The 10731-nt window shown below is 53.3% G+C and carries 9 protein-coding genes and 14 tRNA genes; 22 read left to right on the forward strand and 1 reads right to left on the reverse strand.

From position 1 onward, the window contains the following. Positions 1-3 precede the first annotated feature (3 nt). The 22 genes from ybgC to CX650_RS19730 all read left to right on the forward strand — a co-directional run bounded on the left by ybgC (position 4) and on the right by CX650_RS19730 (position 8134). A complete protein-coding gene (gene ybgC, locus CX650_RS19625) occupies positions 4-405 on the forward strand; it encodes a tol-pal system-associated acyl-CoA thioesterase (protein ID WP_071475837.1) in 402 nt (133 codons plus the stop codon). Continuing rightward, positions 395-1084: a protein TolQ gene (tolQ, locus tag CX650_RS19630; RefSeq protein WP_025011953.1), complete on the forward strand. Its 690-nt coding sequence runs from the start codon at positions 395-397 to the stop codon at positions 1082-1084. Before ybgC ends, tolQ begins: the two co-directional genes overlap by 11 nt. Beyond that, positions 1081-1518: a protein TolR gene (gene tolR, locus CX650_RS19635; protein WP_071475836.1), complete on the forward strand. Its 438-nt coding sequence runs from the start codon at positions 1081-1083 to the stop codon at positions 1516-1518. Before tolQ ends, tolR begins: the two co-directional genes overlap by 4 nt. Continuing rightward, positions 1519-2478: a cell envelope integrity protein TolA gene (gene tolA / locus CX650_RS19640; RefSeq protein WP_101096793.1), complete on the forward strand. Its 960-nt coding sequence runs from the start codon at positions 1519-1521 to the stop codon at positions 2476-2478. A 9-nt stretch (positions 2479-2487) separates the two neighbouring features. Beyond that, positions 2488-3813 (forward strand): Tol-Pal system beta propeller repeat protein TolB, encoded by a 1326-nt coding sequence (gene tolB / locus CX650_RS19645; protein ID WP_039033353.1) that lies wholly within the window; start codon positions 2488-2490, stop codon positions 3811-3813. Between the two features lie 24 nt (positions 3814-3837). Beyond that, positions 3838-4377 carry a peptidoglycan-associated lipoprotein Pal gene (pal, locus tag CX650_RS19650; protein ID WP_025889363.1) on the forward strand — a complete coding sequence of 180 codons (540 nt, stop codon included), beginning with the start codon at positions 3838-3840 and terminating at the stop codon, positions 4375-4377. Between the two features lie 26 nt (positions 4378-4403). Continuing rightward, positions 4404-5132, forward strand: coding sequence for a tol-pal system protein YbgF (ybgF, locus tag CX650_RS19655; protein WP_101096794.1), 729 nt, complete (start codon positions 4404-4406; stop codon positions 5130-5132). 137 nt (positions 5133-5269) lie between these two features. Continuing rightward, positions 5270-5345 (forward strand) — tRNA-Lys (locus CX650_RS19660). Between the two features lie 26 nt (positions 5346-5371). Then, a tRNA-Lys gene (locus CX650_RS19665) sits at positions 5372-5447 on the forward strand. A gap of 35 nt (positions 5448-5482) precedes the next feature. Then, a tRNA-Lys gene (locus tag CX650_RS19670) sits at positions 5483-5558 on the forward strand. A 35-nt stretch (positions 5559-5593) separates the two neighbouring features. Beyond that, positions 5594-5669: transfer RNA gene (locus tag CX650_RS19675), tRNA-Lys, on the forward strand. Positions 5670-5706: 37 nt separating this feature from the next. After that, positions 5707-5782 (forward strand) — tRNA-Lys (locus CX650_RS19680). A 28-nt stretch (positions 5783-5810) separates the two neighbouring features. Then, positions 5811-5886 (forward strand) — tRNA-Lys (locus CX650_RS19685). 35 nt (positions 5887-5921) lie between these two features. Continuing rightward, positions 5922-5997: transfer RNA gene (locus CX650_RS19690), tRNA-Lys, on the forward strand. 28 nt (positions 5998-6025) lie between these two features. After that, positions 6026-6101, forward strand: a tRNA-Lys gene (locus CX650_RS19695). A gap of 35 nt (positions 6102-6136) precedes the next feature. Next, positions 6137-6212: transfer RNA gene (locus CX650_RS19700), tRNA-Lys, on the forward strand. Between the two features lie 37 nt (positions 6213-6249). Next, a tRNA-Lys gene (locus CX650_RS19705) sits at positions 6250-6325 on the forward strand. A gap of 28 nt (positions 6326-6353) precedes the next feature. Beyond that, a tRNA-Lys gene (locus CX650_RS19710) sits at positions 6354-6429 on the forward strand. Between the two features lie 28 nt (positions 6430-6457). Then, positions 6458-6533, forward strand: a tRNA-Lys gene (locus CX650_RS19715). 35 nt (positions 6534-6568) lie between these two features. Continuing rightward, positions 6569-6644, forward strand: a tRNA-Lys gene (locus CX650_RS19720). 19 nt (positions 6645-6663) lie between these two features. Beyond that, positions 6664-6739 (forward strand) — tRNA-Lys (locus tag CX650_RS19725). Between the two features lie 225 nt (positions 6740-6964). Beyond that, on the forward strand, positions 6965-8134 hold the full coding sequence (locus CX650_RS19730) for a DcaP family trimeric outer membrane transporter (protein ID WP_101096795.1): 1170 nt from the start codon (positions 6965-6967) through the stop codon (positions 8132-8134). 449 nt (positions 8135-8583) lie between these two features. Here the strand turns inward: CX650_RS19730 and acs are convergent, their stop codons facing one another. Continuing rightward, the gene (acs, locus tag CX650_RS19735; RefSeq protein ID WP_044734647.1) at positions 8584-10536 is read right to left on the reverse strand and encodes an acetate--CoA ligase; all 1953 of its coding nucleotides are present in this window, start codon (positions 10534-10536) and stop codon (positions 8584-8586) included. Positions 10537-10731: the final 195 nt, after the last annotated feature.

A 10731-nucleotide genomic window follows, 5' to 3' on the forward strand; every position in this document is an offset into this window, starting at 1 on the left:
AGCATGTTTCGTTGGCCTATCACTGTCTATTATGAAGACACAGACGCGGGTGGGGTGGTTTACCATTCCAACTATTTGAAATTTTTTGAAAGAGCCCGAAGTGAGTGGCTCAGATCTATGTCGGTGAGCCAAACCGCTCTGTTGCAGCAGGATATCGCCTTTGTGGTACGCCGCGCCGAGTTGGATTTCTGCAAGGCGGCGCGATTTGAGCAGAACCTTTGGGTGGAAACCCGTGTCTCAGAAGTGAAGCGGGCATCTTTGGTGTTTGAACAGCGCCTGGTAGATGCCGAGGGTGAGTGTTATTGCGCGGCCAGCATTCTGGTTGCCTGTATTTCACTCGAGCGCATGCGGCCACTGGCCATTCCCCAACACATATTGCAGGAGTTTAAAAAAGGTGGAAGCTGAGATTTCGTTTATTGGATTGTTCATGCAGGCCAGTTTGTTGGTAAAACTGGTGATGCTCACCTTATTGTCTCTGTCTATCGCGTCCTGGGCTGTGATTATCCAGAGGCGCAAACTCCTGAAAGCGGCCAGGCAAAATGCCGAACGCTTCGAAGAGAAGTTTTGGTCCGGTGTGGATCTCAATCGTTTGTACCAGGAGCTGTCGGCCCGCCAGGAAAGCAACTCAGGGCTTGAGTCCATGTTTGTATCCGGCTTCAAGGAATACGCCCGCCTGTCGAAACTGAACGGCCGGGTGCCAGAAGCCATTATGGATGGCAGCTACCGCGCCATGCGGATCTCTCTCTCCAAAGAGTTGGATAAGCTGGAAACCCATCTGCCACTCTTGGCAACCATAGGCTCTACCAGTCCCTATATCGGCCTGTTTGGGACAGTTTGGGGGATCATGAACTCCTTTATCGCCTTGGGCGCGGTTGAAAATGCCACTCTGGCCATGGTGGCACCGGGTATTGCCGAAGCGCTTATTGCTACCGCCATGGGCCTGTTCGCCGCCATTCCTGCGGTTATCGCCTACAACAGATTCTCTACTCAGGTGGAAAAGGTCGAGTCTTCCTACGCCAACTTTATGGAAGAGTTCTCCGGCATATTGCACCGTCAGGCATACAGCGATAAGGAAGCCGTATGATGCAGGGATATCAGCGCAAGCGGCGTCGCCCCGTCGCTGAAATCAATGTGGTGCCCTATATCGACGTGATGTTGGTGCTGTTGATCATCTTTATGGTGACGGCGCCGATTGTGACTCAAGGGGTGAAGGTGGACTTGCCTCAGGGGGAGGCCGAACCGCTGCCCGCCGACAGCAAGCCGCCTGTGGTGGCCTCTATCAATGCCGAGGGTGAGTATTTTCTCGACTTGGGTGGCTCACCCAATAATGAGGTGCTGGATCTGGAAGAGATCAGCACCCGGGTCAGCGCCATCATCAAGATGGAGCCGGATCGCCCCGTGGTGGTCAAGGGCGATCGCGCCATTCCCTACGAACGGGTAATCCAACTGATGGTGTCGCTGCAACATGCCGGCGTGCCTTCGGTCGGTTTGATGACAGATTCGCCAGAGGAGAAGTAAGTGGCTGGGAAATCTGATTTTACTGTCCCCTTTATCATCTCAGCTGTGCTGCATATTGGGGTTATTGCGATTCTGGCCATGGGTGTGGACTTTCAGGACAAACCCAAATTGCCGACACCACAGGCCCAGTCTGCGCCTGTGCAGGCCGTGGTGGTCGATCAGCAGAAAGTGGATGACTATGTCCAGAAGCTGAAACAGGACAAGGCCGACGCCGAGCGCCGCGAGCGCGAACGGCAGCAGGAACTGGATCGCCAGGCCAATGAGGCCAAAAAGGCCCGCGAGCAGGAGCAGGAACGGATCCGCAAACTGGAAGCCGAGCGCAAGCAAAAAGAACTGGAGACCCAGAAAGCTGCCGACGCTGCCAAAGTTGCCAAGCTGAAAGAGCAGCAGGAGAAAGAAAAGGCCCAGAAAGCCGAGGCCGAGCGTAAGGCCAAGGAGCAGCAGCGTAAGGAAGCCGAAGAGGCCGCTCTTAAGGCAGAGCAGAAACGCAAGGCTGAAGAAGCTGCCGCCAAAAAAGCGGAAGATGAGCGCAAACGCAAAGAAGCTGAACGTAAGGCCAAAGAGGAAGCCGAGCGTAAACGCAAGGCCGAGGAAGAGGCCCGTCGCCGTCAGGAGCAGGAGTTGGCCGATGCGCTGGCCGCCGAGCAAGCCGCTTTGTCGGCGACTCGCAATCGTCAGGTTATGAGTGAAGTCGACCGTTATCGAGCGATGATCACCGCCACTATTCAGCGCAATCTGGTAGTGGACGAGTCGATGCGCGGCAGAGTCTGTAAGGTCAAGGTGCGTCTGGCCAAAGATGGCTTTGTTACCAACAGCCAGATCATCGAAGGGGATCCTGTGGTGTGTCGCGCCGCCAAGGCCGCCATCAATAAAGCCGGGCGTTTGCCGGTTTCCCAGGAGCCCGATGTGTATCAGCTGATGAAAGAGATTAATTTAGAAGTTAGACCGGAATTCAACTAAGGGAGCCCCATGAAACGAATTGCCAAGAGTCTTATCTGTTTGCTGGCCGTGCTGGTGCTGCCGGCCAAGGCGGCACTGGATATAGTGATCACCGAAGGGGTGGACGCCGCGCGTCCCATTGCCGTGGTGCCATTTGTTTGGCAGGGCGCCGGGCCGGCCCCAGAGTCGATTTCGGATGTAGTGATGTCCGATTTGACCCGCAGCGGTACTTTCAAGCCATTGGATGAATTGTCACTGGGTCAGCGTGCCATCAGCAAGATGGACGAGTTCAATGCCGCCGCCTGGAAAAATGTTTCTGCCGAAGCCGTGGTGATGGGCTATGTGAAACCCTATGGCGCCGGTAAGTATCTGGTGAGCTTTGACCTGGTGGACTTGGTCAAGGCGCAGATGCAGTCCGGTGGCCCTCAGTCCCGCAGCGAACTCTTGCTGGATAGCCGCGAAACCGTTATCAGCGAAGCGCAATTTCGCCAGTATGCTCACAGGATCAGTGACATAGTTTATGAGAAACTGACCGGGATCCGCGGTGCCTTCCTGACTCGTATCGCCTATGTGGTGGTCAATCACCAGGAGAAAAACCCTTACCGCCTGATGATTGCCGACTACGATGGCTACAACGAACAGATGCTGCTGCGCTCGCCTGAGCCTTTGATGTCTCCGGCCTGGTCTCCGGACGGGCGTAAGCTGGCCTATGTCAGTTTCGAAAACAAAAAGGCCGAAGTGTTTGTCCAGGATATCTACAGTCAGAGCCGCACCAAGGTTACCAGTTTTCCCGGTATCAACGGCTCGCCAAGCTTTTCGCCCGATGGGACTAAGCTGGCGCTGACTCTGTCCCGCGACGGTCAACCTGAGGTCTATGTAGTAGAGATTGCCACAGGCGCGCTCAAGCGGATCACCAACCACTATGCCATTGATACTGAAGCCACTTGGTTCCCCGATGGCAAGTCGCTGCTGTTCACCTCCGAGCGGGGTGGCAGGCCCCAGCTATATCAGGTAGAGTTGGCCTCAGGCAAGGTGACCCGCCTGACATTTGAAGGCGAGTGGAACCTGGGGGGGACTGTGACCCCTGATGGCCGCAGTATGATTTTCGTCAACAGAACCAACGGCAAATACAATATTGCCCGTATGGATCTGCAGACGCGTTTTATGCAGGTGTTGACCTCAACCCGGCTCGATGAATCACCCAGCGTTGCCCCTAACGGCACCATGGTGATTTATGGCACCACCTATAACGGCAAGCAGGTGCTGGCAGCGGTATCTGTCGATGGCCGTTTCAAGGCGCGGTTGCCAGTGGGGCAGGGTGAGGTGAAATCACCCGCTTGGTCACCGTTTCTATAACTTATATTTCAGAAGGATAACATGATGGATCTCAACAAGTTGTTTAAGGCAATCGTAATCGCTGCGCCATTACTGGCTCTGGGTGCCTGTAGCTCAACTTCAGAATCAGAAACGGACGCCAGCGGTTCGACAACTTCCGGTAGCGAGTACGGCAACGGTGCCGGCGGCGTGGAAATCGGTGGCGCCAATCCGGTGCTGAGCCCGGAAGAGCAGCAGCGCCTCAAGTTCCAGGAACTGCGTAAAGAACACATCATCTACTTTGATTTTGACCGCAGTGAAGTGCAGACAGAATTTGCTGAAATTCTGGAAGCCCACGGTACTTATCTGGTTGAACATCCTAACGTACGCGTGTTGATCGAAGGCCACGCCGACGAGCGTGGAACGCCTGAGTACAACATAGCTCTGGGTGAGCGCCGCGCCAAGGCTGTAGCCAAGTACCTGCAGGGTATGGGGGTACTGCCAAGCCAGATGAGCATTGTCAGCTATGGTGAAGAGAAGCCTCTGGATATGAGCCACACAGACGAAGGTTTTGCCAAGAACCGTCGCGCTGTGCTGGTGTATTGATCCCGGCATTAGAGGGACATTGAAGAATGAAGAAAGCCGTTATCATCACGGCCATGCTTCTGGGAACTGGGGTCGCTTATGCGGCCCCAGCGCCCGTTGAAGACATTGGCGGCGGTTCCAGTGAGGATCGCATCGCCCGCCTTGAGCGGATCATCAAGGCCCGTCAGCAAGCCGAGTTTGAGACCATGCGCAGAATGGATACTCTGCAGCAGGAGGTGCTGGAACTCAGAGGCCTGACCGAACAACAGAACTATCAGATAAACCAGATGTTGCAGCGCCAGCGCCAGCTCTATGACGAAATCGCCAACCTGCAAAGCAAGCCTGCAGCGCCCGTCGTCAGCCAAACCCCATCCAATGTGGTGGCCAGTTCGTCTTTGTCCGAGACCGACAGCTATCAAAGGGCGGTCGATCTGGTACTGAAAGAGCGTCAGTACGACGCTGCAATTCCGGCATTTCGTGACTTTATCAAGCAGTACCCCAATTCGGGCTTCGCCGATAACGCCAACTATTGGCTCGGGCAACTGCTCTATAATAAGAATGAATTTGCCGAAGCCAAAACCGCTTTTGCCAATGTGGTCGATAACTTCAAAGAATCGGGTAAGCGGGCCGACAGTCTGGTTAAACTTGGGCTGATTGCCGAAAAAACCGGCGATAAAACGGCGGCAAAGAACTACTATCAGCAAGTGGTGAAACAGTACGCAAACAGCGCTGCAGCAAGGATTGCACAGCAGCAATTGGCGGCAATTAAACCATGATTTAACTAAAAAACATCCGCCCAGTTTGTTTTTCATGCAAACAACAAAAAATCGGGAATTTACACTTGCATGAGAATCACAAAGCGGTATTATAGGCGCCCTCAGCACGGCATGGCCTGCTGAGGCGAAACTTGAATGGGTCGTTAGCTCAGTCGGTAGAGCAGTTGGCTTTTAACCAATTGGTCGAAGGTTCGAATCCTTCACGACCCACCAACTTCATGTTTCGTAAACCTTTTAGTGGGTCGTTAGCTCAGTCGGTAGAGCAGTTGGCTTTTAACCAATTGGTCGAAGGTTCGAATCCTTCACGACCCACCACTGATTTATTGCGGTCTGCCTCGGCAGTCAATGTCGGGTCGTTAGCTCAGTCGGTAGAGCAGTTGGCTTTTAACCAATTGGTCGAAGGTTCGAATCCTTCACGACCCACCACTGATTTATTGCGGTCTGCCTCGGCAGTCAATGTCGGGTCGTTAGCTCAGTCGGTAGAGCAGTTGGCTTTTAACCAATTGGTCGAAGGTTCGAATCCTTCACGACCCACCATCGCAATCCAAATCAAACAATCTGGCAGTATATCCGTGGGTCGTTAGCTCAGTCGGTAGAGCAGTTGGCTTTTAACCAATTGGTCGAAGGTTCGAATCCTTCACGACCCACCATTTGCCTGAGAATAGGTGACACCCAGATGGGTCGTTAGCTCAGTCGGTAGAGCAGTTGGCTTTTAACCAATTGGTCGAAGGTTCGAATCCTTCACGACCCACCATTTCTCAGCGTGCTGCAAAAGGTAGATCTTCCTGCGGGTCGTTAGCTCAGTCGGTAGAGCAGTTGGCTTTTAACCAATTGGTCGAAGGTTCGAATCCTTCACGACCCACCATCAGGAAAGATAGACCACAACATTCAGTGGGTCGTTAGCTCAGTCGGTAGAGCAGTTGGCTTTTAACCAATTGGTCGAAGGTTCGAATCCTTCACGACCCACCACTGAATTATTGCGGTCTGCCTCGGCAGTCAATGTCGGGTCGTTAGCTCAGTCGGTAGAGCAGTTGGCTTTTAACCAATTGGTCGAAGGTTCGAATCCTTCACGACCCACCATCGCAATCCAAATCAAACAATCTGGCAGTATATCCGTGGGTCGTTAGCTCAGTCGGTAGAGCAGTTGGCTTTTAACCAATTGGTCGAAGGTTCGAATCCTTCACGACCCACCATTTGCCTGAGAATAGGTGACACCCAGATGGGTCGTTAGCTCAGTCGGTAGAGCAGTTGGCTTTTAACCAATTGGTCGAAGGTTCGAATCCTTCACGACCCACCATTTGTCTGAGAATAGGTGACACCCAGATGGGTCGTTAGCTCAGTCGGTAGAGCAGTTGGCTTTTAACCAATTGGTCGAAGGTTCGAATCCTTCACGACCCACCATTTCTCAGCGTGCTGCAAAAGGTAGATCTTCCTGCGGGTCGTTAGCTCAGTCGGTAGAGCAGTTGGCTTTTAACCAATTGGTCGAAGGTTCGAATCCTTCACGACCCACCATTGAATGCTCAATCTGTATGGGTCGTTAGCTCAGTCGGTAGAGCAGTTGGCTTTTAACCAATTGGTCGAAGGTTCGAATCCTTCACGACCCACCATCCAGAACTCCGCTTGAAAACGCCAAGCTCGCCAATATCCAGCTTCAGTCGATTCGCAATATCCAAGCTAATTTAGCCAATACTTTTCTACTTTTGTCTCATAGACCTATTGCCAATGTTTCAATTCTGTTAAACATCGGATAGTGCTTCTTGCTTTCTCAATCTGTCTTGGCAGTTGTGTTTTTTGCCGGATGGGTTGGCATAACAACAAGGAGACAATCCAAGATGAAACAAGCAAGACTCACCGGAGTATGCGCTGCAACCCTTCTGGCTCTGGGTGGTTTGGGGACGGCTCAGGCATCGGTATTGGAAAAGACTGACGTGCAGTTTGGCGGCTATCTCAAGGCCGATATCATGTTCAGCGATTACAGTAATGGCGCGCCCGACTCCAACAACGTCTCACGCCAGTTCTATGTGCCCGGCGCCATCTATGGGGTAGATGGCAACGGCAATCAGGTGACCGACTTCCAGGCGCGGGAAACCCGTTTTAACTTCAAGACGGTAACAGATCTCGACGGCCACACTCTCACCGGCTTTATTGAGCTGGACTTCATGACTCATACCGATGGTGATGAGCGGGTATCCAACAGCTATTCACCGCGCATTCGTCACGCCTTTATCAGCTATGACAACTGGACCATAGGCCAGACCTGGACCACCTTTATGAACCCGGGGGCACTGCCAGAAAACCTTGATTTTGTGGGTGCCACCGAAGGGACTCCCTTTGCCCGTCAGGCGCAGCTGAGATACAGCAATGGTGGCTTTCAAATCGCCATTGAAAACCCGGAAACTACCATTACTCCCTATGGCGGTGGCAGCCGGATCACCAGTGGCAATGGGGTGATGCCGGATCTTATCGCCCGTTATAACTTCAAGACCTCTGGCGGCGCCAGTTTCTCTGTGATGGGGATGCTGAGGCAGCTCGAGCTTGAGACCCGTATCGCCAATCAGGATATAGACAGCACTGAGCTCGGCTATGGCGCCAGCGTGGCCGGGATCATTCCTGTGGGCCGTGATGATATCCGTTTCACCGCCACCTATGGCGAAGGCCTGGGCCGCTATGTGGCGCTGAACTTTGCCAATGGCGCGGTACTGGACAACAACAACGACCTGCAGGCAATAGAATCCTACTCAGGCTTTGTGTCTTATCGTCATTGGTGGAACGAGCAGTGGCGATCAAGCTTTACCTTGTCTGCTTTCAGCGCCGATAACGATGTGTCTCTGACCGGAGGCAGCGCCAATAAGGAATCCTATTCAGGTTATATCAATCTGCTTTACTCGCCGGTGAAGGCACTGACCTTTGGGGTAGAGTATATGTATGCCAAGAACGAACGGGAAAATGGCACAGATGGTGAGCTTAACCGGGTCACCTTCTCGGCCAAATACGTGCTCTAACCCTTGTTGCGACCGGGAGCTGTGACTCCCTACTTGTGACTCCCTATTTATACTCTTAGCCAAGCCACCTCAGGGTGGCTTGCTTTTTTACTCTGGCCCTAAATATCAGGCAATTGTGAAATCTGCCTCAAAGGTTTAGGGGCTGTAATGAATGACATGGTTCCCCTTCATTGCAAATTCCGGTCATAGAGGTTCATCAACGCCAGAAGCAGGCAATGGCCCATTATGTTGGTTATCGTTGCGCTGAGCTTGCCAAACACTAATTCGCTATTCATGCCATTGATAACATTTGAGAAGTCATTCTTCACATGTTAATGCTTCGGGGTCAACTGGAGAGGTACCTGAAATGTATGAGCGGCTTACGTCGGTAACCCGTTTAAGCCGATTCTGGGGCAAGCTGAAAGTAAAAAAATGCCCCTCCAGGAGGGGCAATAGGAGGAAGTAAGCTTTTACTCTGTACGGTTGAGTCGCGACTCAATCAGAGTATCAATCACGGCTGGGTCGGCCAGAGTTGATGCATCTCCAAGGTTGGTTATCTCGTTGGCGGCAATCTTGCGCAGGAAGCGGCGCATGATCTTGCCGGAGCGGGTCTTGGGCAGGCCGCCGGCAAACTGGATAAGATCCGGGGTCGCCAGGGCGCCAATCTCTTTGCGCACCCATTGTCTCAGCTGTTGTCTCAGCTCTTCGGTGGCTTCTATGCCCTTGGTCAGTGTGACATAGGCGTAGATCCCCTGGCCCTTGATGTCATGGGGGTAACCCACAACCGCAGCCTCGGCCACCAGATCGTGCGCCACCAGTGCGCTTTCAATCTCGGCGGTACCCAGACGATGACCGGAGACGTTAATCACGTCATCGACCCGGCCGGTGATCCAGTAGTAGCCGTCTTCATCACGGCGGGCACCGTCACCGGTGAAATACATGCCGCGGAAGGTTTTGAAGTAGGTCAGGGCAAAGCGTTCATGATCACCGTAAACCGTGCGCATCTGTCCCGGCCAGGAATCCAGCATCACCAGGTTGCCCTCGGTAGCGCCTTCCAGAATATTGCCCATGTTGTCTACCAGTGCTGGCTGTACCCCGAAGAAGGGACGGGTGGCCGAGCCTGGCTTGGTATCCGTGGCACCGGGCAGCGGACTGATAAGAATGCCGCCGGTTTCGGTTTGCCACCAGGTATCGACAATCGGGCAATGCTCATGACCTATGACCTCGTGATACCAGCGCCAGGCCTCAGGGTTGATGGGTTCGCCCACAGAGCCCATGATCCGCAGCGAGCTGCCGTCAAACTGGTCAAATTGCTCCTTACCTTCGGCCATCAGGGCGCGGATAAGCGTGGGGGCCGTGTAGAGTATGTTAACCTGATGGCGGTCAATCATCTCGCCCAGGCGGGCAGGGCTTGGGTAGTTGGGCACACCTTCGTGAATAAGCACTGTGGCGCCATTGGCCAGCGGGCCGTAAATCATATAGCTGTGGCCGGTGATCCAGCCCACATCTGCTGTGCACCAGTAGACTTCGCCCTGCTTGTAGTCGAACACATATTCGTGGGTCATGGAGGCGTACACCATGTAGCCGCCCGTGGTGTGCAGTACACCCTTGGGGTTACCGGTAGAGCCTGAGGTGTAGAGCAGGAACAAGGGATCCTCGGCGCCCATCTCTTCCACTTCGCAATGCTCGGAAGCGGTTTCGGTCAGCGATTCCCACCAGACATCACGACCATCGACCCAGTTGATATCATTGCCGGTGCGTTTGAGCACTATCACCTTCTCAACCGTGGTGACATCCGGATGGGCCAGCGCCTCATCGATATTGCGCTTGAGTGGGATGGCCCGGCCACCACGCAGACCTTCGTCTGCGGTCAAAATTACCTTGGAGCGGCCATCTATGATACGTGAAGCGATGGAATCCGGGGAAAAACCACCAAATACCACGGAATGCACGGCGCCGATGCGGGCACAGGCCAGCATGGCGATGGCGGCTTCCGGCACCATGGGCATATACATGGTGACCACGTCACCGCGGCGCACGCCCTGGCTCTTGAGGGCGTTGGCAAATTTGCACACTTCTGTGTGCAGCTGGCTGTAGCTCAGGGTGCGTTGATCTTTGGCATCATCGCCTTCCCAGATGATGGCGGTTTGGTCGCCAAGTTTTTCCAGATGGCGGTCGAGGCAGTTGGCCGAGGCGTTCAGTGTGCCGTCGTAGAACCAGTTGATGGACAGGTTGTGATCGTCAAATGAGGTTTTCTTGACCTTGGTATAGGGCTTGATCCAGTCGATACGTTTTCCATGTTCACGCCAGAAACCTTCGGGGTTAACCACGGACTCCTGGTACATTTTCTTATATTTTTCATCATTTACCAGTGCATTGGCCGCAATTGCTGCGGGCACTTTATAAAGAGACTGAGTGCTCATTTGGCTTCCCTTTGTTTTTGTCATGCGTGAGCCAAAGTATGGGATGCTTGCCGGTGCCGTCTCTATTAGACATTGGTCTAGTTCTGAAAAAATGTTATTTATTAACCGGTTATTGCGTTTAAAACGAACAGCTTGAAGTACTTGAGCCGGCGTGGTTTTTTAAGGTTTTAGCGGGTTTAGATTGGCATCCAATAA

The organism is Shewanella indica (assembly GCF_002836975.1).
Lineage (GTDB): Bacteria > Pseudomonadota > Gammaproteobacteria > Enterobacterales > Shewanellaceae > Shewanella > Shewanella indica.

Coding starts and splice junctions, on each gene's coding strand:
- ybgC (WP_071475837.1), top strand. CDS start 4: ATGTTTCGTTGGCCTATCACTGTCTATTATGAAGACACAGACGCGGGT.
- tolB (WP_039033353.1), top strand. CDS start 2,488: ATGAAACGAATTGCCAAGAGTCTTATCTGTTTGCTGGCCGTGCTGGTG.
- tolR (WP_071475836.1), top strand. CDS start 1,081: ATGATGCAGGGATATCAGCGCAAGCGGCGTCGCCCCGTCGCTGAAATC.
- ybgF (WP_101096794.1), top strand. CDS start 4,404: ATGAAGAAAGCCGTTATCATCACGGCCATGCTTCTGGGAACTGGGGTC.
- acs (WP_044734647.1), bottom strand. CDS start 10,536: ATGAGCACTCAGTCTCTTTATAAAGTGCCCGCAGCAATTGCGGCCAAT.
- pal (WP_025889363.1), top strand. CDS start 3,838: ATGGATCTCAACAAGTTGTTTAAGGCAATCGTAATCGCTGCGCCATTA.
- CX650_RS19730 (WP_101096795.1), top strand. CDS start 6,965: ATGAAACAAGCAAGACTCACCGGAGTATGCGCTGCAACCCTTCTGGCT.